Consider the following 21,792-nt stretch of genomic DNA (forward strand, 5'->3'; position numbering starts at 1 on the left):
GAAAGGAAATGAAGCTGAAAGAAAAAATGAAAAACAGTAAACATACGAAGTTTGATAAAAAGAAATTGATTGGAACTGTCAGCAAGAAACATATTAAAAACGGTTCCTATACAATGGTAATGTCAGTAATATTTATTGCAGTTGTAGTTGTGATAAATATGATTGTAAGTGCGATTCCATCCAAATACTCAGAGATCGATATCAGCAGTGAGAAGCTTTACAGTATCGGCGACGATACTAAGGCAATGCTGAAAGATCTGGATAAGGATATAACGATTTATCAGATTGCACAGAGCGGTTCAGAAGATGAAAATATCACGAATCTTCTTAAGAAATATGAAGATGAATCCAAACATATTAAAGTAGAACAGAAAGACCCGGTAGTAAATCCTAAATTTGTAACCGAGTATACAAGCAATGATCTTTCTGCAAATAGTCTTATTGTGGTATGCGGAGATCGAAACAAAGTTATTGATTACAACAATATCTATGAAAGTACAATGGACTATCAGACATACAGTTATCAGACAACTGGTTTTGATGGTGAAGGTCAGATCACAAGTGCTATCGGATATGTAACTTCTGAAGATCTTCCGGTTCTTTATACATTGGAAGGACATGGAGAAAAAGAGATGGATTCTTCTATCAAAGAAGACATCGAAAAAGCAAACATGGATATTCAGTCACTGAATCTTCTTACAGAGAGCAGTGTTCCGGATGATGCAGATTGTCTGTTTATTGATTCTCCATCTACAGATATCTCTGAAGATGAAAAAAATGCCATTATCGATTATCTTGAAAATGGTGGAAAAGCGATGATCTTCTCTGATTATACAACAGAAGATCTGCCAAACTTCGATGCAGTTCTTGAAAATTATGGTGTTCAGAGAGCAGCAGGAATTGTATTTGAGGGTGACAGCCAGCATTATGCAATGCAGATGCCATATTACCTGGTTCCGACTGTAAACAGTACAGATGCAAGTTCTGAGACAGCCTCCGGCGGATATTATGTACTTGCACCATATGCACAGGGAATCAAGAAGATGGATGATGTGAGAGACACTGTAACGATCAACAGTATCTTAACAACTTCTGATCAGGCATACTCAAAGACAGATCTTAACAGTGATACATTAGAGAAAGAAGATGGCGATGAAGAAGGGCCATTTGATCTGGGAGTGAGCATTACAGAAACTCTGGATGATGACAAAGAAACTCAGATCGTTTATTATTCTTCTTCTAATCTGATGGAATCACAGGTTAATCAGATGGTATCAGGCGGAAATGAAAAGCTGATCATTGAATCACTGAAATGGATGACTGATACAGGAGACAGCGCAACCGTATCTATTCCGTCAAAGAGCTTGTCCGTATCTTATCTGACACTTACAGATTATGATGCTGCATTCTGGAAAATCTGTACGATCGGACTGATTCCTGGATTCTTCCTGGTTGTAGGTTTTGTAGTCTGGATGAAGAGGAGAAAAGCTTAAATGAAGAATAAAACTGTAAAAATGATTCTTGCAGTTGCAGTTCTTGCAGTTTGCTGTGGGGCATACGCAGGCGTAAAAACCTACGTATCCCACCAGGAACAGAAAGAATCAGAAGCGGAATCCGAAGAAAACACCTCTGTATTTACTGCTTCTGCTGACGACATTAAATCTCTGGATTTCATGGTTGATGATACAGAAACAACATTTGAAAAAAAAGATGATAGCTGGGTAAAAAAAGATGATACAGATTTTCCGGTAAATCAGAGTACTTTGGACAGTGCTGCGTCATCGGTTACTTCCGTAGAGTCAGACAGAGTTCTGGAAGATGTAGATGACCTTGCAGAGTATGGTTTGGATTCTCCGGCAAATACAATTAAGATTGTGACGAAATCAGAGGATGAAGACGGCGATGATACAACAACTACATTATATGTAGGAGATGAGAATTCATCTACAAGCCAGTATTATGTAAGAAAAGATGATGAGAAAACAGTTTATCTGGTAGATTCTTCCTGCGTAGAACCATTTACAAAGACATTATATGATTACGCGCAGATGGAAGACTTCCCGGCAATCTCCAGCACAGATACAATCACTAAGATTTCTGTAGACGGAGATAATTCCTATGAATTAAAAAAGGATGCGGATACCAGCGTATGGTCAGTAAGTGCTAATGGAGAAGAGGATAAGGCAGATTCAGCTACAGTAAGTTCTCTGGTATCTTCTTTTGGAAGCATGGCTTATAATTCCATGGCAGATTATAAATGCGAAGATAAGAGCAAGTATGGACTGGATAAACCGTATTCGACAATCACCGTAGATTACCAGGAAGAAGCAGAAACTTCGGATGATAACGCAGAAACCTCAGATTCTGAAACACCGGATTCTGCAGAAACGACAGATACAAGTGAAGATACGCAGGAATCTGCAAGCGAATCAGAAGATAGTGCTGAGGCATCGGATGCAGACGATTCATCAGATAATGAAGATTCGACAGATGAGAAAAAGACAGAGATGGTAGATAAACAGCTTACAATTCTGGTTGGTAACGAAGCTGATGACAGTAACAGATATGTCATGGTAAATGACAGTAATGAAGTTTACACTATGTCGGAAGAAACACTGTCTGCACTTACAGATAAAACAGAAGAAGATTTCTGGGATATGACAGTAAGTTATGTATCTGTAAACAGCCTTGCAGGCTTAAAAGTAAATTATCAGGGAACAGATTATAAGGTAAATGCTTCACGTGAAACATCAACAGACGAAGACGGAAATGATACAGAAACAGTAACATATAAACTTGACGGCGCTGATCTGGATGAAACAACATTTACAACATTCTATAATAAACTGATTAACATGGCAGCACAGAAACGCCTTACGGAAAAATATGATCCGGATGGAGATGCAGAACTGACAGTAACATTTACAGAAGAAGACGGAGACACACTGGAAGTTTCCTACTACAGTTATGATACAAACTACTATGCAGCAGTAGTAGATAACAAGGTATATCTTGTAAACAAAATGAATGTAAAAGAGTTATTTACAGCATTCGAGTCAGTCGCAGGCGTTGAGAAGGATGAGACTAAAACAGATTCAGACGAAGTGGAATCAGATGAAAAAGCATCAGCAGATGTTGAAACTGATAGTGAAACAGAAACATCCGATAATAGTGATGCAGTAACTGATGATGATTCAAAGTCCACAAGTGCATCTGATACAACAGATACATCTGAAAGCGATACAGAAGAGTAAGAAAATGTAAATAAAGACCATAGCAATTCCATTATTTTCTGGAATTGCTATAAAAAAGCTTCGATACATAGAAATAAATCTGTGTGTCGAAGCTTTTTGTGTTTGAGAACAACTTTATAGGGTTGCTTTATTTGCAGAACGCCTTTTTCAAATATGTTCTAATCTGCCACTAAAAGAAGATTTTAACCTGCTCGAGAAAGTTTTCTGGGTTTTCAACATGAGGAAGATGCTTAGTACCAGTCAGTGTAGAAATTTCTATAGCCGGGTTACAAGAACAATATTCATCTGTGATGGACTTTGCATTTGGTTCTGCTTCTCCCTCAACGATATAAATACTGTTATCTAACGCCTTGACAGCATGATTGATGTTAATATTCATGTATTTGGAAGCCAGGCTGGAGTACAGATATTTCGTATAACATCCGCCCTTATGTGCTGCCTCATAATATGCATCTGTCATCTGAGAATCCACATGAAACGGATTGTAATACATTTTCTCTATAAACAAATTACTTACATTATCACGTGAAACAATCATATGGTAAATCAATGTTCCAAAAATTGGAACCTCCAGAGCAAGTTTTAATAAGTGGTCTTTTCTTGTTGGCATATGCCTTAACTGAGTAAAGCTTGGAGGGTTAACCAGCATGATTTTGTTAAAGAGTTCTTTCTCATTATGACAGGCCATTACAACAAAGGAACTGGAAAATCCACTGGCAATTACATCTGTTTTTTCTCCGATAATTTTCCGGATAAAGTCACAGATCATCTGTACATATACAAAATTGGTATATGTGATGCTGGGTTTATCGGAGCGTCCACAACCTAAAAGATCAACAGTATATACGGTATGGTCAACTGCCAGTTCATCTTCAATTTTGCTCCATTCATATCCAGAAGCTCCTGGTAAAGCATCATGAATTAATAAAATTGGTGAGCCGGTTCCTTTTTTTGTATAGTAAATATTGCCAAAACGCCATTCAAAGTAATTATCATCAAAAATATGAAGCATCTGTTTAAGCTGTGCGGCAGCAGCAACAGTGCGGTTGATCAGATGGACTGTAACAGTTGCACCAGTCATCAGAGCAGCAAATGTAAGAAATTTATGTTTGTTTCTGTTCATTTTCAGCCTCCTTTATTAAGCATAGCAAATGTTTAAAACGTTACTGCATACCTTATTTTAAGGAATATATTTTATGACAAAATAGCATGTGACAGTAACTATAGCAGTTTCATAAAATACTGCAATTAATTCAGCCCGTCAGAGAGTGAAGTCCTGTGTCAGATATCTTTGTCCTGTGTCAGCACGCCTGCAGATATCTTTCTTGTCCTTCACACTCTGCTGAACCGTCTAATTGCATTATTTTCTGGAATTGCTATAAAAAACACTAAACATATATAAAGATATTATACTGCGAGGACATTGATTTTACAAGAAAATCATGAGCCATACAAACTAAACAATTTTTTTAAAAAAATTTATTTGTTTTTTTATGTTTCACGTGAAACATTATGTGGCGGGATTAAAATAAAAGTGTTATAATAAATCTGCAATACGCACAATGACAAATAAAACCTCATAAAGGAGGAATGAAGTTGGGAAGAATTATAGCAGTTGCCAATCAGAAAGGCGGAGTTGGTAAATCAACAACTGCAATTAATCTTTCGGCCTGTCTGGCAGAAAAGGGAAAGAAGGTTCTTACAATTGATATAGACCCACAGGGTAATACAACCAGTGGACTTGGCGTTGACAAGAATTCTGTAGAAAATACATTGTATGAACTTCTCCTTGGAGAAGCCGAGACGAAAGATACGATTATAAAAAATGTTGTCGAAAACGTAGACCTGATTCCATCTAATGTTAATCTTTCCGGTGCAGAAATCGAATTAGTAGGCATCGATAATAAAGAATTTATATTAAAAGGAATTACAGATAAGCTTCGACGCAAATATGACTACATAATACTTGATTGTCCGCCATCACTAAATATGCTGACAATTAATGCGTTGACTGCAGCGACATCAGTATTAGTGCCTATTCAGTGTGAGTATTATGCATTGGAAGGACTTTCGCAGTTAATCCATACGATTGATCTGGTAAAAGACAGATTAAACAAGCGTCTGAAAATGGAAGGTGTCGTATTCACAATGTATGATGCCAGAACAAATCTGTCTCTGCAGGTTGTGGAGAACGTAAAGGAAAATCTTAATCAGAATATATACAAAACGATTATTCCGAGAAATGTAAGATTAGCAGAGGCACCAAGTTATGGACAGCCGATAACAATTTATGATCCAAAATCAGCGGGAGCAGAGAGCTACAGACTTTTAGCTGAAGAAGTGATCAACAGGGAGGATAATTAATGGCAGGCAGAAAGAACGGTCTTGGCAGAGGTTTAGATGCACTGTTTCCGGAAAAGAAGTCTGCTGTCAAAGAACCTGTAAAAAAAACAACAGCTAAAACAGAAAATAAAACTGTAGCAACTGAAAAAGAAACAACTGGTACGAAGGAAAAAAGCAATACAGCAGAGCATAAAAAAACAGCAATGATAGTAAAAATATCAAGCGTAGAGCCTAATGTAAATCAGCCTCGTAAACAGTTCGATGAAGATGCGTTGTTAGAACTATCTGAGTCCATTAAACAGTATGGAGTTCTCCAACCACTGCTTGTATCCGATAAAAAGGACTATTATGAAATAATTGCAGGAGAAAGACGCTGGAGAGCAGCAAAACTTGCCGGACTCAAAGAAGTTCCTGTAATTGTAAAAGACTTTTCTGAACAGGAATTAGTAGAAATTTCCCTGATTGAGAATATTCAGCGGGAAGATTTAAATCCGGTCGAAGAAGCAATGGCATATAAACGGCTGATTGATGAATTTCACCTTAAACAAGATGAAATCGCAGAGCGTGTAGGCAAAAGCAGAACTGCTGTAACAAATGCTATGAGACTTCTTAAACTCAGTGAAAAAGTGCAGCAGATGTTGATTGATGAGATGATAACTGCCGGACATGCACGTGCAATCCTTGCAATATCAGACAAAGAAAAACAGGAATCTGTTGCGATGAAAGTTTTCGACGAGAAATTAAGCGTTCGAGAGACAGAAGCACTTGTCAAACGTATGCTGGAGCCACCGAAAACAGAGAAAAAGAGTAAATTCAGCTCTGCGGAAGATGCAATCTACGAGAGTCTGGAAGAAAAAATGAAGAGTATCATGGGCACCAGAGTACAGATCCACCGAAAGAAAAATGACAAAGGTAAAATTGAAATTGAGTATTATTCCAAGGATGAATTGGAGAGAATCATAGATCTCTTTGAATCCATTGGTTAGGAGTGACAGTAATATGAGTGGCATTTTTGAAAGTCTTGGAATTGATTCCGGGATCATCATTATTATACTACTGATTCTTACTATCTTCCTGCTGGTAAGGAATATCAGTATGAATATGCGTCTGAGTCGTCTGGAACGAAAATATAAGACGTTTATGAAAGGCTCGGATGCACAGTCTCTGGAGAAAGTATTTGTAAGAAAATTCGCTCAGATAGATAAACTGTATGATGCGAAAGAAGAACATGATCATGATCTCCTTTTTATTAAAAAGAATCTTGATAAGATGTTCAATAAGTATGGTGTAGAGAAATATGATGCATTTGATGATGTAGGCGGCAAATTAAGTTTTGCATTGGCCTTGCTGGACAAGGAAAATACGGGCCTTATTTTAAATGCAGTGCATAGCCGTGACAATTGCTTTTTGTATATGAAAGAAATTGTAAAAGGCGAATCTTATGTTATGCTTAGCCAGGAAGAAGTGGAAGCACTTCGAAAAGCTGTTAATTTCGGCCTGGATAATCTCGAACAGGACTGATTAAAAACAGAAAAGAAAGAGCATACTTAAAGATAAAATAAAAAACAGTGTTACTGGATACGAAGTAAACAGTAACAAAATAGTAACTGTATGACAGCAATATATCCGCCAGGCGGCTGCCAGAATACATAAAAGAATAGTAACTGCCTGGTAATTTGCCAAAAAGCAGATCAATGAATAGTTACAAAATATTTTATGTTACTGTGAATGATGTAAACAGTAACTATTTTATTCAGGAGGAACAAGATGTTAGACATTAAATTTGTGAGAGAAAACCCGGAAGTTGTAAAACAGAACATCCGCAATAAATTCCAGGATAATAAACTGGAATTAGTGGATAAAGTGCTGGAACTGGACAAAGAAAACAGAGAAATCAAACAGGAAGTAGAGGCTCTTCGCGCTGAGAGAAATAAAATTTCCAAACAGATTGGTGCTCTGATGGGACAGGGAAAGAAAGAAGAAGCAGAAGAAGTCAAGAAACAGGTAGCTGCTTCCGGAACACGTATTGAAGAACTTTCTGCAAGAGAAAAAGAAGTAGAAGAAGAACTTCTCAAAAATATGATGGTAATCCCGAATATCATTGATCCGTCTGTACCGATTGGCAAAGATGACAGTGAAAATGTAGAAATTGAGAAATTCGGTGAGCCGGTTATTCCGGATTATGAGATTCCATATCATACAGATATTATGGAAAGCTTTGACGGAATTGATCTTGACAGTGCAAGACGTGTTGCAGGAAATGGTTTCTACTACCTGATGGGGGATATTGCAAGACTTCACTCTGCAGTAATCTCTTATGCGCGTGATTTCATGATTAACAGAGGATTTACTTACTGTGTACCTCCTTTCATGATCAGAAGCAACGTTGTAACAGGTGTTATGAGCTTCGCAGAAATGGATGCTATGATGTACAAGATCGAAGGCGAAGATTTATATCTGATCGGTACAAGTGAACATTCCATGATCGGTAAATTCATCGACCAGATTATTCCGGAAGAGGAACTTCCAAAAACTCTTACAAGTTATTCTCCATGTTTCCGTAAGGAAAAAGGTGCTCATGGACTTGAAGAGAGAGGCGTTTACCGTATCCATCAGTTCGAAAAACAGGAAATGATCGTTGTCTGCAAACCGGAAGAAAGTCCAATGTGGTTTGATAAATTATGGCAGAATACAGTAGATCTGTTCCGCTCTCTTGACATTCCGGTTCGTACACTTGAGTGTTGTTCCGGTGACCTTGCAGATCTGAAGGTAAAATCTCTTGACGTAGAAGCATGGTCCCCACGTCAGAAGAAATATTTCGAAGTAGGAAGCTGCTCTAACCTTGGAGATGCACAGGCACGTCGTCTGAAGATTCGTGTAAACGGTAAAGACGGCAAATATCTTGCACATACATTAAATAATACAGTTGTTGCACCGCCTAGAATGCTTATTGCATTCCTGGAGAACAACCTGAATGCAGACGGATCTGTAAGCATTCCGAAAGCTCTGCAGCCATATATGGGCGGCATGACAAAGATTGAGAAAAAGCACGCTTAATGGAGAGTGAGCTTTTTCAGGGAGGTGTTCTTATGCACAGTTATCTGAGAGCAGTTGGTTTTTCCAAGATCACCAAAAGAAGCAGTATCAGGCAGATCATTACGGATGTGGTTGAAAATTATGATGATAAAACAATAGTAAAGGATCATCCGGAGGGTGTATTTGCTGAGTTTTCCAAGGATTATGGATGCGATTGTGGAATCACTGTCTGTGGACAGTATGATGAAAACAACGTATTTTATCCGGACTATTATTTTCCTTTTTTTCGCGGAACAGGTATTACGACACAGGAGAATGTCATAATAGAGAGACATACAGAAAAAGAGTCTTTTGCCGGTGCCTGTGACGATCTGAGAATAGGAGTTACTTTAATTTTTTATCTTCAGAATGCCGCTGAGTATATGAAAGAAAAATACAAAAGCGGTATGCTTCCTGATGGCCAGCCCTTAACCCTTTCCGGACTGGCCAGGGAAGGAAAAATTCTTTTTCCGGTGGAGAAGGATAAAGAGGCTGTAAAAGCTGAACGGGAACTGACAAAAAACAGAAACCATTTGATTGCGGCAGCCCGCAACGGAGACGAAGAGGCAATGGAAAGCCTCACAATGGAGGATATGGATACATATTCTATGATTTCACAGAGAATTGTCACTGATGATATTCTTTCCATTGTAGATTCGTATTTCATGCCATATGGCATTGAATGTGACCAGTACAGCGTCATGGGGGAGATTATTGATTATATGACTTTTGAAAATATCATTACAGGAGAGAAAATTTGTCAGATTACTATAGAATGTAATGATATGCAGTTTGACGTGTGTATCAACCGGGAAGATCTTCTGGGAGAACTCAAGATCGGCCGCCGATTTAAAGGAATCATCTGGCTTCAGGGTCAGTTACATTATTAAATAAGTGGGAGATATTTAACCAGTTAGTGATGGCATATAAGTATGAAAAACTGGTATGAATATCAGATAAAATATTATGTTTCACGTGAAACATAACAACGATAGTTTAACCGAAACTGCGAAGCAGTTATTTGGTGTAGAGCCACGTAGCGGAAGTGGATTGCAGATATCCGATTGATACAAATCAATTGTGGATGAGAAAATATCCACTTCATAACATATTTGATGAAAACATTTGAATTTTGGGTAAGATTCTAGTTACTGTTCACACGCCACTATCCCGCGAGGTGTTTTGGCATGAGAATGCCAAAATCCCGAGACATACCGCGCGAATTTATGCGAATAGCATAAATTCTGTGCATCGCGAAGCGTGTTACTGAGAACGGAGTGAACAGTAACAGATTCTAAATGTGTACGAAAAGAATATGAAAGATTCTCTTGTAATTCGAATAAAAATATAGTAGAATTACGATTGTGAGTCAAGTGTCCTCGTAGCTCAGCTGGATAGAGCACTCGCCTCCTAAGAGAAAGCCGAGGCATTCCCCAAAGGGAAAAATGAAAAACAACTTTCAGTTCGAATCTATTCTGAATAATGCCAAAGGTGACAACAAAGCATTCCCCAATTTGGGGAACGTTCTAATGTTACCAAAGTAAAAAAATCTGTAGATTGACAACTCGAAAAAGAGTTGATAATCTTATATATGGCCGAAGGGGAAAATCCCAGAAACCCAGTAAAATCAAGGGTTTGCGGCATGTGTCGTCATAGCTCAGCTGGATAGAGCACTCGCCTCCTAAGCGAGGGGTCGGAGGTTCAAATCCTCTTGGCGACGGGCTTCAAAGCGTTCGAAAATGTTAGCTGGATTAGCTGACAGCGAACGCTTTTCTTATTTTCTAATCACGTTCGTGACATGAAATTCCATTCAAAATGATCCATTTCCAGCTAACATTTGGGTTCCGCTCTGTTGTCACCCCTTATTTGGGGATGTAAATAAGAGAAAAGGCGGGAAAAGAAGCAATCTCTCCGAAACCTGCAAACATAAATTAGCTGAAACAGTATTCAATTCTATTAGCTACAGCTAATGGTCAAACGGCAATGTCTGTTTGGAACTTTACTTACAACAAAAGTTCCAGGCAGGCATTTTTTATATCCTGAATCCTAGAGGAAAGGAGTCAAGATGACTGAGACAAACAGACAATTAGGAGAAAAAGAAGAAAGAATCATAGAAATTGAGATTGAACGTCTCCGCCCTTTTAAGGAGCATCCGTTTCAGGTGAAAGATGATAAGGAAATGTTTCTTCTGCAGGAAAGCATTATCCTGTAATTCAAGGAGAACAAATCAATTATCAAAATAAATAGTATTTATAAATAAGAAGTAGGAAGGAAATTACCATGACAAAGGAAGAAGTAGAAAAACTCTGGATGGATAATCCGGAATCAATGCAGTTTTTAAAGAATGCTACAAAGTTTTATAATTTAATGATGATGTATCGTTGTGCTATCCGGGAAATTCAAACCAAACTTGAGGTTTTAGATGATGAATTTTCAGTTGAGAACAATCGAAATCCTATTTCATTTATAAAGACAAGAATTAAGAAACCCAATAGTATTTATAATAAACTGCAGAAAATGGGACATGATTTTACAACAGAGAATATACAAACATATCTAAATGATGTAGCAGGTGTTCGAATAGTTTGTGCATTTATTGATGATATTTATATGATATCTGATTTGATCACACAACAAGATGATATCAAAGTTATTGAAGTAAAGGATTATATAAAAAATCCCAAACCAAATGGCTATCGAAGCTATCACATGATTGTTGAGATTCCTGTATTTTTTGCTAAGGGTAAAACACCTATGCGTGTAGAACTCCAAATCCGAACTAATGGGATGGATTTCTGGGCAACGTTGGAACATCAGCTTCGTTATAAAAAAGGCATTGAAGAAATGCCTGGATATGAAGAGATCAGTGAAGAATTACTTCATTCTGCAAGAGTTGTCATTGAAGCAGATAATGAAATGCAGAGAATAAAAGACAAAATTGGTATGTTCCACGAAATTTAAGCAGAAATTTGATTGAGTAGAAAGGTTGGAATATATATGAAACAAGATACTTTAGAAGGAAAAGCGAAAACAAAAAACGGAGTAAAACGATTGTGTTTTCCATAATCTGCATTCTTCTAGAAGTAGTTTTTATTATTACTATTGTAACACGCTTAAATGAATATGCAGAAATCATAAATCTATTTACAAGGATTTTAAGTGGAATTTTAGTTTTGAGATTGTATGCATCAGATAAGACATCTTCCATGAAAATGCCTTGGGTTATATTAATTTTAATTTTCCCAATTATGGGTGTAGGCCTATATTTATTGATTGGTTTGAATGGTGGCACACATAAAATGCGTGAGCGATATGCAGAAATTGATAGCAAATTGTTACCAATGCTTTCCGATAATCAGGAGTGTTTAAGCAGAATAAACGAAACGATTCCGAAGGCAGGAAATATTGCAAGTTATATACAAAGAAATTCGCAGTATCCAATCTATCAGAATACGGATGTGATGTATTTCGATGAAGCAGTAAGGGGATTAGAGACCCAGCTTGAAGATCTTGCAAAGGCACAGAAGTTTATCTTCATGGAGTATCATGCTATAGAAGATGCAGAGGCGTGGCATAAGATCCAAAAGATTCTGGAAGAACGAGTAAAAGTTGGAGTGGAAGTACGCATATTTTATGATGATATGGGTTCTATAGGATTTATTAATACTGATTTTGTAAAAAAAATGGAGTGCGTAGGAATTCATTGCCGTGTATTCAATCCGTTTGTACCAGGTTTAAATTTGTTCTTGAACAATCGTGATCATAGAAAAATAACGGTTATTGACGGGAAAGTTGGGTTTACCGGTGGATACAACCTCGCAAATGAATATTTTAATTATACACATCCTTATGGACAATGGAAAGATACAGGTATTCGTTTAGAAGGAGATGCTGTTCAGTCACTCACAGTGACATTTTTGGAAATGTGGAATGCGGTTAGTGATAAAGATGCGAATGATCCTGATTTTGGTAAATATATTTTTCATTATGATTACAAGGCGCAGCAAACGGGGTTTATTCAGCCTTATGCAGACAGTCCTATGGATAATGAACAGGTTGGAGAAGAAGTTTATATTAGTATGATAAATAAAGCTGAAAAATACTGTTGGTTCATGACTCCATATCTGATTATAACAGACGAAATGACACATGCGTTATGTTTGGCTGCTAAGCGAGGAGTGGATGTCAGAATTATTACACCGGGTATTCCAGACAAAAAATTTATTTATAATATCACTCGTTCTTTTTATCATGGATTGGTTAAACATGGTGTGCGTGTTTATGAATGGACTCCTGGTTTCTGCCATGCAAAAATGAGTGTGGTGGATGACTGCATGGCAACTTGTAGAATAATTAATCTGGATTATCGAAGTTTATACCATCATTTTGAAAATGGATGTTTTATGATAGATTGTCAGTCTGTTTTAGATATAAAGAGTGATTTGATAAAAACCATGGGTGAATGTCGTGATGTGACAGAACAATATTGTACCGGACGCAGTGCATATTTACGATTAGGACAATTATTTATGAGATTATTTGCTGGATTGCTATAAGAATCTGATGTAACGATCTCTCAAAAAACAGTTAATTTAAAAGTCGACTGTTTTTGAGAGGTTGTTTTGTTATATCGAATGATTTGTACAGAATTTCCGTTTAGGTGAAAAAAATAAATTTTGTTGAGGTTGAATTGAGATTGACATTGTATTATATAAGCATAGAAAAAAGGAATCAGGTGATATACAATGAAAAAGCATAAAATATGTAAAATTCTTCTTGTTATACTGGCAGTTCTTCTGTTTATGGCTTGTTATGAATTACTTGGAATCTGCATTGCATATAAAAAACAGCCAGAAATGTCCGAAAAAACCGTAAAAGAAATACATAATGAGTCGTGGAACGAATGCAGTGAGAATCCAGAACGGGCAGTGATCATAGAAAAGAATTCGGAAGCTCTTTTACAAAGAGTGCGATTGATTAAGAATGCAAAAGAGGAAATTATTCTTTCTACGTTTGCATTCAAATCCGATGAAAGTGGGAAATTGATCTTAGGAGCTCTTCGTGATGCGGCAGACAGAGGTGTACATGTTCGCTTGCTGGTAGATGGAATGGAGAGTTGGATTGATATGGAAGGTAATCCGTATTTTTATGGATTATCTTCCCATGAGAATGTTGAAATCAAATTATACAATAAGGCCAATCCGTTGAAACCATGGAAAATGATGGGAAGAATGCATGATAAATATTTGATTGCAGATGGTAAGAACTATATTCTTGGAGGAAGAAATACATATAATTATTTCCTAGGCGATTTTCCAGGACACAAGAACTATGACAGAGATGTGTTGGTTATTTGCGATGAACCAAGGAAAGAAAATTCAGTCAACCAGTTGTTAGATTATTTTGAAACGATATGGGAACAAGAAGATAGTGGCTATTTTCATAATGATAAGAAACTTGCAAATAGAAAATCTGTAAAGAAGGCAGTATTAGAACTGCAGGAAGGATATCAGCAATATTTTAATGAAAACAAGGGAATGATTTTCGATACGGATTATACAGACGAAACGTTTGAGACAGAAAAGATTGCATTGGTATCAAATCCTATTCACACAGCTTCCAAGGAACCAGTAGTCTGGTATCAGCTGGGAGAATTGATGAAAAGTGCGAAGAATCGTGTAAAGATTCATACACCATATATTATCTGTAATGATATGATGTACAATACATGGGAGGAGATTGCAGAGAATGTTCCAAATTTTTCAATCATGACAAATTCGGTTGCAAATAATGGAAATCCATTCGGGTCTGCTGATTATGCAAAAAATAGAAATAAGATTTTAAATACAGGAATTGACATCTGGGAATATGAAGGCGGTTATTCTTACCATGGAAAAAGCATCCTGATCGATGATGATATATCTGTGATTGGTTCCTTTAACATGGATATGAGAAGTACGTATCTGGATACGGAACTGATGCTTGTAATACGTAGCAAAGAAATCAATAAACAGTTGGAAGAAGGAATGATGGAATATGAAAAAGTATCCCGACAGGCATTAGAAGATGGCACGTATCATGATCCGTATCATGTAAAACCGATTGAATTAACAAAAAAACGTCAGAGAAATGTGTTTTTGGTACAGCATCTGCTTGGATGGGCAAGATATCTGTTTTAATAGATAACAGGGAGGAAGGAAAACGTGTTTCAGATATTAATTGTAGAAGATGATAAAGAATTAAGCCAGCTATTTCAGAAAGTGCTCGAGAAGAATGGTTATCAGGTTAAAAGTGCACCGGATGGAGCTCAGGCATTAGAAGTATTGGATAAGGAATATATTGATCTGATTATTTCCGATATCATGATGCCGGTTATGGATGGTTATGAGCTGGTGTCGGAACTTCGTTCAGCAGGATACCAGATACCGGTACTTATGATCACTGCAAAAGGAAACTTTGATGACATGCGCCAGGGATTTCTTTCTGGAAGTGATGATTATATGGTAAAACCGGTAAATGTGAATGAAATGGTTTTAAGAGTAGGCGCATTGCTCCGTCGTGCACAGATCCTGAATGAACATAAAATTGTGATTGGTTCAACAGAGTTTGATTATGATGCAATGACCGTTACAACGGATAAGGAAAGCCTTGTTTTACCGAAAAAAGAATTCCTGCTTTTATATAAGCTGGCAGCTTCGCCGGGAAGAACATTTACAAAACAGCAGTTAATGGATGAAGTTTGGGGATATGAGACAGAGGCAGACCCACATACGATAGAGGTGCATATAGGAAGAATTAGGGAGCGTTTTAAAGATAATCCAAATTTCGAAATTGTAACCATGCGTGGAATTGGATATAAGGTGGTGAAAAAATAATGAATCAGAAGAAAGAAAAAAGATTGAAGATTCGGTCCTGTCTGACTGGTGCAATCTGGCTGTCTCTCGTATTTTCAACAGTGATATCTGCTTTATTATTTGCATTTTTAAATCATTTCTTTAAGCTACCGGGGAGTATACCTGTGCTTGGCTGGCTTTTGATTTTTAATACACTGATCGCAGGGCTCATTACTTCTTTTATTAATGCAAAGTTACTGGAGCCAATTACCAGACTCAGTAAAGCAATGAAGGAAGTTTCTCAAGGAGATTTTGAACAGCATTTGGAAACGAACAGTCGTATAGCAGAGGTTGGTGAATCCTACCAAAGTTTCAACGTGATGACAAAAGAGCTTCGTGCAACAGAAGTGCTGCAGATGGATTTCGTATCTAATGTTTCTCATGAGTTTAAGACCCCTATCAATGCCATTGAAGGTTATACAATGCTTCTTCAGGGAGAAGAATTATCGCAGGAGCAAGAGGGATATGTAGAAAAAATCTTATTTAACACGAAGAGGCTTTCTGGGTTGGTTGGAAATATTTTGTTGTTGTCTAAATTGGAGAATCAGAATATACCAATGAAAAAAACGAAATATCGACTGGATGAACAGATTCGTCAGGCATTTCTTTCTTTGGAATCAAAATGGACAGAAAAAGAAATTGGCTTCCAGGTAGAATTGGAGGAAGTCAAATATACTGGAAATGAAGGACTTCTTATGAATATCTGGATGAATCTTTTAGATAATGCAATCAAGTTTAGTCCGGCAAAGGGAACAATTACGATGTTTCTGAAACAGGAAAAGAATTCTGTGAAGTTCATTGTGGAGGATGAAGGACCAGGAATCGAGGAAGATGTAAAGACTAGAATATTCGACAAGTTTTATCAGGTAGATGGTTCTCATAAGGCAGAAGGAAACGGTCTTGGTCTTGCACTTGTAAAGCGGATTGTAGATAGTGCGGGAGGAACGATCAAAGCAGAAAACCGGGAATATGGCGGATGTAGATTTGTTGTAGAACTTCCGATACAGACAAATGAGAATATAATATAAAAGTAGAAGATGGGAGGATTTATATGACATTTTATCAGGAATTACAGTTAAATCAGGCAGGATCGAAAAACCTGTTGAAAAAGAGTGAAACCACGAAAGAAAAAATGTATCATATACTGGTATATCTGATTAAGATAGCTGTTACAATGGTTTTTTGTTTTTTATTTGTTACTGTTTTCAGCATCCTGTTTGGAAATGAAAACAGTATTGTTGGTGTGGTAGTTTTATTATGTCTTATGGTATTTCGAAATGCGGATTTGGGAATCCACACTGGACAATCTACGATGCTTTTGGCTATGTTCTTTGTAATAATGGTCGTATGTCCGCATCTTGCAAATCAGCTTTCACCGGTACTGGGAATGCTGTTAAATATTGCTGCACTGGCAGTGTTGATATTTTTTGGATGTCATAATCCATTCATGTTTAACCAATCTACATTGGTTCTTGGCTATCTGCTATTATATGGATATGATGTTACAGGAACAAGCTATCAGATGCGATTGGCCGGAATGATTTTAGGCGCAGTTCTTACCTGTTTTGTATTTTATCGAAATCATAAAAATAGAACTTTTAAAAGAAATTTGAAAGATCTAATCCAGGAATTTGATATCACTTCATCGAGAACAAAATGGCAGTTATGCCAGATTATATGTGTACCAATTGTCCTTTGCATTGCAGAACTTTGCAATATGCCACGTGCAATGTGGGCAGGTATTGCAGCTATGTCAGCAATTTTGCCGTTTGTGGAAGACATGCAATACAGAGTCCGTAAAAGGATTGTCGGAAATATTGTAGGTGTTATATGCTTCACCGTATTATATTTTCTGCTTCCATCATCCATCTATGCTTATATAGGAATTCTTGGTGGAATTGGTGTAGGATTTTCAGCGCAATACGGCTGGCAGGCTGTATTTAATACCTTTGGCGCTCTCGCAATTGCTGCGGAAAGTTATGGATTAAAAGGAGCAGTTAGTCTTAGAGTGATTCAGAATGTTTTTGGTGTTGTATTTGCATTGGCATTTTGTGCTGTATTTTATTGGTTTATGTCGAAACAAAAGGAAAGTGATGTGACCGTACATGCAGAGTGAAGGAAGTCAGAAAGAAAATTTGAATAGAATTATTACAGTACCCAATTTGCTTTCTTTTTTTCGGTTTTGTCTGATTCCAGTAATTATATGGAGTTATTGTGTAAAGGAAAATCCTTTGTTAGCAGGAGAAATCTTATTGCTATCCGGTCTTACGGATCTCGCTGATGGATATATTGCAAGAAGATTTCATATGATTAGCAATCTAGGAAAGATTCTCGATCCGGTTGCCGATAAGCTGACACAGGCAGCAATGTTGATTTGCTCGTTTACTCGCTTTCCACATATGCTCCCGTTGATCGTTATAATGGCAGTTAAGGAACTTTATATGGCGGTTAGTGGATGCCTTGTGATACGAAAAACAGGAAAAGTGCATGGTGCAGACTGGCATGGAAAAATAGTAACCTTTTTATTATATGGAACTGTGGCTGTGCATATTATATGGTTCCACATTACACCAATGGTGTCAGATCTGTTAATTGGTTTGTGTGCTATAATGATGGTTGTATCAGTTGTTTTGTACATTATCAAGAATACCAGAACACTTAGGGGAGAGACTGCATAAGCAATTTGATTATATTGAGATGACTAGATAATATTTAGGAGGACACAGACATGAACAGTAAGTCAAACGCACAAGCTATGGAAACAGAAAAAATACCACGTCTTTTGGCCCAGCTTGCAATACCGGCTGTTGTGGCTCAAATCATCAACCTTTTATATAATATTGTTGACCGTATTTATATCGGACATATTCCAGGTGTCGGTGCCGCAGCATTAACAGGTGTTGGATTGTTTACGCCAATTCTCATGCTGATCAATGCCTTCGCCATGCTGGCAGGATCCGGAGGTGCACCGCGTGCAGCGATTTCTATGGGAAAGAAAGATAATAAGACAGCTGAAAAGATTCTTGGAAATTGTTTTGCAATCCTCATGCTTATGGCCGCAGCTTTGACGGTGATATTCTTTACTTTTGTGCCACAGTTACTGACGATGTTTGGTGCTAGCGATAAGACACTTCCTTATGGCGTGGATTATGCAAGGATTTATATTCTTGGAAGTATTTTTGTTTTGATCGTGATGGGAATGAATCCATTTATTACGACACAGGGATTTGCGAAGATCAGCATGATGACAACAGTGATTGGTGCTGTAATCAATATCATTCTTGATCCGATTTTTATCTTCGTATTTCATCTTGGAGTAAAGGGAGCTGCACTCGCAACTGTTTTGAGTCAGGCTGTAGGGGCAATATGGATCCTTCGTTTCTTGTCAGGAAAGAAGACGATTCTGCATCTTAAAAAAGAAAACTTTAAACTGCAAAAAGAAATCATCTTACCATGCCTTGCTCTTGGTATATCTACATTTGTCATGTTATCTACGGAAAGTATTTTGTCTATCAGTTTTACTTCCAGTTTGTCAAGATATGGCGGAGATCTCGCAGTAGGGGCTATGACAATTATTACCAGTGTTAGCCAGCTTGCAACATTACCATTACAGGGAATTTGTCAGGGTGGACAGCCAATCATGAGCTATAACTATGGTGCAGGAAATAGAAATCGAGTAAAAAAAGCATTTTTTACTCAATTTACAGTTTGTACAATTTTTACGGGATGCTTCTGGTTGATTATGCTTCTATTTCCGAAGATGTTTGCAGGTATTTTTTCGAATAATACAGAATTAATCACGTATACGGCATGGGCGTTAAGAATTTACATGGCAGGTATTTTTTCTCTTGGATTCCAAGTTGCTTGTCAGCAGAGTTTCATGGCATTGGGCCAGGCAAAAGTTAGTTTATTACTTGCCTGCTTAAGAAAATTGATTCTGTTGATTCCGTTGATTTTTATCCTGCCGCATTTTATCCAGAATAAAGTATTTGCGGTATTTTTGGCTGAGCCAATCAGTGATATTTTGGCAGCGATAATAACAACTTCAACGTTCTTTAGTCGGTTTAATAAAATTTTAGATAGAAAATAAAGCATTATAAAAAGATCCTGTTCAAACTATGCTATAAAGAACAGGATCTTTGTGTATTTATTTTGCCAGGAAATTACTCTGTATCTCCATTGACATATGATAAGCCTGGTCTCGTTTTGTTAGGCTGTATAGTTTAAGCGTTTGTTCTTCTACAGTTGCGTACAAAGAAGCAAAAAAAGCATTTCTTGTAAACATTGGGAAGTTCGAATTTAGCTGGTTTATGCTTTTGGCATTGCTGATTCTTGTCGCATCATATATCATATTATATAAGACTAAGTTTGGTCTCCGTCTTATGACATGTGGTGAGCATCCGCAGGCAGCAGACTCCGTAGGAATTAACGTTTACAAAATGCGATATGCAGGTGTTTTGATTTCTGGAGCATTGGGCGGACTTGGCGGGCTGGTTTATATTACAGCCGGTGTCAGTGAATGGAAATTTGAGAATGGTGTTGCGGGATTTGGATTCCTTGCACTTGCAGTTATGATCTTTGGTCAGTGGAAATCGGTGAATATCGGACTTGCAGCACTTCTGTTTGGTCTGTTCCGTGCACTTTCAAATGTTTATACAGGATTTGACGTACTGGTAGCATTAAAGCTTCCAAGTACCTTATACAATATGTTCCCGTATATTATTTCTCTGATTGTTCTTGCATTTGTGTCAAAGAATTCCAGAGCACCGAAAGCAGAGGGTATCCCGTACGATAAAGGACAGAGATAAAGCCGTGTTTGGGTTAAAAGACAATAAGAATTATCTCATCACAGGATAGAAAATTACTGAACAGTTACGAAAAAACTTTAGTAAAGGATGGAAAGACCATGAAAAATTATTCAGAAGACGCAAGCAGACAGTATCATATTCAGGTGGCAAAAGGCGAAGTAGGACGTTATGTGATCCTGCCGGGAGATCCCAAAAGATGTGCCAAAATTGCACAGTATTTTGATGATCCGGTGCTGATCGCGGATAACCGGGAATATGTTACATACACAGGAACATTCGACGGTGTAAAGGTAAGCGTAACATCAACAGGAATTGGTGGGCCATTCGCATCCATAGCAATGGAAGAACTGTACCGTTGCGGTGCAGATACATTTGTGAGAATTGGTATATGCGGAGGAATGCAGCCGGAAGTAAAGAGTGGTGATGTAGTGATTGCCACAGGTGCAGTCCGTATGGAAGGAACTACCAGAGAATATGCACCAATTGAATATCCTGCGGTAGCAAATCAGGAGAGAGAGAAGCTTGGTCTGGAGAATCCGGTAGTTCACGACACAGATATGGCTATTCGTGTAGCTGTAGAGGCCATAAGAAGAATGATTAAAGAAGATCAGGCTAAATAGCAGCTGGTGAGTATAAATGAATAATCGCAACGAGCGGAACCGGCAGTGACAGAAAGAAAAGAGGATAAGTAAAAATGGAAATTAAAGAAATCTTAAAACATGTAGATCATACATTACTTCTTCAACCATCCACATGGGAAGAAATTAAGCAGATTTGTGATGATGCAATGAAATATGGAACCGCATCTGTATGTATTCCTCCATGTTATGTAAAAGAAGCAGCAGAATACATGAACGGAAAAATGGCAGTATGCACAGTTATTGGCTTCCCAAATGGAAATACAACAACAGCAACGAAAGAATTTGAGACCAAAGATGCCATTGCAAACGGTGCATCGGAAATTGATATGGTAATTAACATCGGATGGTTAAAAGATAAGAAATATGATCTGATTGAGAACGAGATCAGAACTCTCAAAGCAGCATGCGGAGAAAAAATTCTCAAAGTTATCATTGAAACCTGCTTTCTCACTACAGAAGAGAAAATCAAAATGTGTGAGATCGTAACAGCGGCGGGAGCTGATTATATCAAAACGTCAACAGGATTTGGCGGTGGCGGAGCAACATTTGAAGACATCGAACTGTTTTCCAAACACGTTGGACCAAATGTAAAAATGAAAGCAGCAGGTGGTATTTCTTCTCTGGATGATGCTGAGAAATTTCTTTCTCTGGGTGCAGACAGACTGGGAACGAGCAGAATCATTAAGATTGTAAAGAATGAAGAAGCAACTGGTTATTGATTTAACCGAATCAGGTAAGTCTCCTGCGGAGGTTGCGAAGAGCAATAAACTGCGAAGCA

17 protein-coding genes, 1 tRNA gene and 3 pseudogenes are annotated in these 21,792 nt (G+C 37.6%); 20 read left to right on the forward strand and 1 reads right to left on the reverse strand.

Annotated elements, in window-relative coordinates; translation table 11 throughout:
• Positions 1 to 8 precede the first annotated feature (8 nt).
• Both AC058W_RS03510 and AC058W_RS03515 read left to right on the forward strand, forming a co-directional pair.
• The gene (locus tag AC058W_RS03510; protein ID WP_118630421.1) at positions 9 to 1,493 is read left to right on the forward strand and encodes a GldG family protein; all 1,485 of its coding nucleotides are present in this window, start codon (positions 9 to 11) and stop codon (positions 1,491 to 1,493) included.
• Positions 1,494 to 3,254: a DUF4340 domain-containing protein gene (locus AC058W_RS03515; protein WP_479389724.1), complete on the forward strand. Its 1,761-nt coding sequence runs from the start codon at positions 1,494 to 1,496 to the stop codon at positions 3,252 to 3,254. It begins immediately after the preceding gene.
• Positions 3,255 to 3,423: 169 nt separating this feature from the next.
• Here AC058W_RS03515 and AC058W_RS03520 read toward each other — a convergent pair whose 3' ends face one another.
• Positions 3,424 to 4,377 (reverse strand): alpha/beta fold hydrolase, encoded by a 954-nt coding sequence (locus AC058W_RS03520; protein WP_118247683.1) that lies wholly within the window; start codon positions 4,375 to 4,377, stop codon positions 3,424 to 3,426.
• Positions 4,378 to 4,850: 473 nt separating this feature from the next.
• On the opposite strand from AC058W_RS03520, the gene AC058W_RS03525 reads away from it, so the two are divergent.
• The 18 genes and pseudogenes from AC058W_RS03525 to deoC all read left to right on the forward strand — a co-directional run bounded on the left by AC058W_RS03525 (position 4,851) and on the right by deoC (position 21,733).
• Complete coding sequence (locus AC058W_RS03525; protein ID WP_117676583.1) at positions 4,851 to 5,618, forward strand: ParA family protein; 768 nt, start codon at positions 4,851 to 4,853, stop codon at positions 5,616 to 5,618.
• Complete coding sequence (locus tag AC058W_RS03530) at positions 5,618 to 6,583, forward strand: ParB/RepB/Spo0J family partition protein (protein ID WP_117676584.1); 966 nt, start codon at positions 5,618 to 5,620, stop codon at positions 6,581 to 6,583. Before AC058W_RS03525 ends, AC058W_RS03530 begins: the two co-directional genes overlap by 1 nt.
• Positions 6,584 to 6,596: 13 nt before the next feature.
• Positions 6,597 to 7,118: a DUF4446 family protein gene (locus tag AC058W_RS03535; RefSeq protein WP_117676585.1), complete on the forward strand. Its 522-nt coding sequence runs from the start codon at positions 6,597 to 6,599 to the stop codon at positions 7,116 to 7,118.
• A 246-nt stretch (positions 7,119 to 7,364) separates the two neighbouring features.
• The gene (gene serS, locus AC058W_RS03540; RefSeq protein ID WP_117676586.1) at positions 7,365 to 8,654 is read left to right on the forward strand and encodes a serine--tRNA ligase; all 1,290 of its coding nucleotides are present in this window, start codon (positions 7,365 to 7,367) and stop codon (positions 8,652 to 8,654) included.
• Positions 8,655 to 8,686: 32 nt separating this feature from the next.
• On the forward strand, positions 8,687 to 9,562 hold the full coding sequence (locus AC058W_RS03545; protein WP_117676619.1) for a DUF3881 family protein: 876 nt from the start codon (positions 8,687 to 8,689) through the stop codon (positions 9,560 to 9,562).
• Between the two features lie 756 nt (positions 9,563 to 10,318).
• A tRNA-Arg gene (locus AC058W_RS03550) sits at positions 10,319 to 10,392 on the forward strand.
• A 249-nt stretch (positions 10,393 to 10,641) separates the two neighbouring features.
• Positions 10,642 to 10,875, forward strand: a pseudogene (locus AC058W_RS03555) (ParB/RepB/Spo0J family partition protein); the annotation flags it as partial.
• 77 nt (positions 10,876 to 10,952) lie between these two features.
• Positions 10,953 to 11,633 (forward strand): GTP pyrophosphokinase, encoded by a 681-nt coding sequence (locus AC058W_RS03560; protein WP_055057101.1) that lies wholly within the window; start codon positions 10,953 to 10,955, stop codon positions 11,631 to 11,633.
• Between the two features lie 36 nt (positions 11,634 to 11,669).
• Positions 11,670 to 13,228 (forward strand): annotated as a pseudogene (gene cls / locus AC058W_RS03565) (cardiolipin synthase).
• A gap of 189 nt (positions 13,229 to 13,417) precedes the next feature.
• Positions 13,418 to 14,851 carry a phospholipase D family protein gene (locus AC058W_RS03570; RefSeq protein ID WP_117676588.1) on the forward strand — a complete coding sequence of 478 codons (1,434 nt, stop codon included), beginning with the start codon at positions 13,418 to 13,420 and terminating at the stop codon, positions 14,849 to 14,851.
• A gap of 24 nt (positions 14,852 to 14,875) precedes the next feature.
• Positions 14,876 to 15,547 carry a response regulator transcription factor gene (locus AC058W_RS03575; protein WP_117602944.1) on the forward strand — a complete coding sequence of 224 codons (672 nt, stop codon included), beginning with the start codon at positions 14,876 to 14,878 and terminating at the stop codon, positions 15,545 to 15,547.
• Positions 15,547 to 16,593 (forward strand): HAMP domain-containing sensor histidine kinase, encoded by a 1,047-nt coding sequence (locus AC058W_RS03580; protein WP_117676589.1) that lies wholly within the window; start codon positions 15,547 to 15,549, stop codon positions 16,591 to 16,593. Before AC058W_RS03575 ends, AC058W_RS03580 begins: the two co-directional genes overlap by 1 nt.
• A gap of 23 nt (positions 16,594 to 16,616) precedes the next feature.
• Positions 16,617 to 17,681: an FUSC family protein gene (locus tag AC058W_RS03585; protein WP_117676590.1), complete on the forward strand. Its 1,065-nt coding sequence runs from the start codon at positions 16,617 to 16,619 to the stop codon at positions 17,679 to 17,681.
• Positions 17,671 to 18,243: a CDP-alcohol phosphatidyltransferase family protein gene (locus AC058W_RS03590; protein WP_072522472.1), complete on the forward strand. Its 573-nt coding sequence runs from the start codon at positions 17,671 to 17,673 to the stop codon at positions 18,241 to 18,243. Before AC058W_RS03585 ends, AC058W_RS03590 begins: the two co-directional genes overlap by 11 nt.
• Before the next feature lie 50 nt (positions 18,244 to 18,293).
• The gene (locus AC058W_RS03595; protein ID WP_117676591.1) at positions 18,294 to 19,655 is read left to right on the forward strand and encodes an MATE family efflux transporter; all 1,362 of its coding nucleotides are present in this window, start codon (positions 18,294 to 18,296) and stop codon (positions 19,653 to 19,655) included.
• A gap of 178 nt (positions 19,656 to 19,833) precedes the next feature.
• Positions 19,834 to 20,373, forward strand: a pseudogene (locus AC058W_RS03600) (ABC transporter permease); the annotation flags it as partial.
• 98 nt (positions 20,374 to 20,471) lie between these two features.
• Positions 20,472 to 20,993 (forward strand): nucleoside phosphorylase, encoded by a 522-nt coding sequence (locus AC058W_RS03605; protein ID WP_117845305.1) that lies wholly within the window; start codon positions 20,472 to 20,474, stop codon positions 20,991 to 20,993.
• A gap of 74 nt (positions 20,994 to 21,067) precedes the next feature.
• Positions 21,068 to 21,733, forward strand: coding sequence for a deoxyribose-phosphate aldolase (gene deoC / locus AC058W_RS03610; protein ID WP_117676593.1), 666 nt, complete (start codon positions 21,068 to 21,070; stop codon positions 21,731 to 21,733).
• Positions 21,734 to 21,792 lie beyond the last annotated feature (59 nt).

This window comes from Blautia sp. CGZ-1-C1 (genome assembly GCF_056504575.1).

Excerpts from the sequence above, each read along its gene's own strand:
- AC058W_RS03535 (WP_117676585.1), top strand. The coding sequence starts at position 6,597 with ATGAGTGGCATTTTTGAAAGTCTTGGAATTGATTCCGGGATCATCATT.
- AC058W_RS03545 (WP_117676619.1), top strand. The coding sequence starts at position 8,687 with ATGCACAGTTATCTGAGAGCAGTTGGTTTTTCCAAGATCACCAAAAGA.
- AC058W_RS03590 (WP_072522472.1), top strand. The coding sequence starts at position 17,671 with ATGCAGAGTGAAGGAAGTCAGAAAGAAAATTTGAATAGAATTATTACA.
- AC058W_RS03520 (WP_118247683.1), bottom strand. The coding sequence starts at position 4,377 with ATGAACAGAAACAAACATAAATTTCTTACATTTGCTGCTCTGATGACT.
- deoC (WP_117676593.1), top strand. The coding sequence starts at position 21,068 with ATGGAAATTAAAGAAATCTTAAAACATGTAGATCATACATTACTTCTT.
- AC058W_RS03585 (WP_117676590.1), top strand. The coding sequence starts at position 16,617 with ATGACATTTTATCAGGAATTACAGTTAAATCAGGCAGGATCGAAAAAC.
- serS (WP_117676586.1), top strand. The coding sequence starts at position 7,365 with ATGTTAGACATTAAATTTGTGAGAGAAAACCCGGAAGTTGTAAAACAG.
- AC058W_RS03510 (WP_118630421.1), top strand. The coding sequence starts at position 9 with ATGAAGCTGAAAGAAAAAATGAAAAACAGTAAACATACGAAGTTTGAT.
- AC058W_RS03570 (WP_117676588.1), top strand. The coding sequence starts at position 13,418 with ATGAAAAAGCATAAAATATGTAAAATTCTTCTTGTTATACTGGCAGTT.
- AC058W_RS03595 (WP_117676591.1), top strand. The coding sequence starts at position 18,294 with ATGAACAGTAAGTCAAACGCACAAGCTATGGAAACAGAAAAAATACCA.
- AC058W_RS03530 (WP_117676584.1), top strand. The coding sequence starts at position 5,618 with ATGGCAGGCAGAAAGAACGGTCTTGGCAGAGGTTTAGATGCACTGTTT.
- AC058W_RS03580 (WP_117676589.1), top strand. The coding sequence starts at position 15,547 with ATGAATCAGAAGAAAGAAAAAAGATTGAAGATTCGGTCCTGTCTGACT.
- AC058W_RS03605 (WP_117845305.1), top strand. The coding sequence starts at position 20,472 with ATGAAAAATTATTCAGAAGACGCAAGCAGACAGTATCATATTCAGGTG.
- AC058W_RS03560 (WP_055057101.1), top strand. The coding sequence starts at position 10,953 with ATGACAAAGGAAGAAGTAGAAAAACTCTGGATGGATAATCCGGAATCA.
- AC058W_RS03515 (WP_479389724.1), top strand. The coding sequence starts at position 1,494 with ATGAAGAATAAAACTGTAAAAATGATTCTTGCAGTTGCAGTTCTTGCA.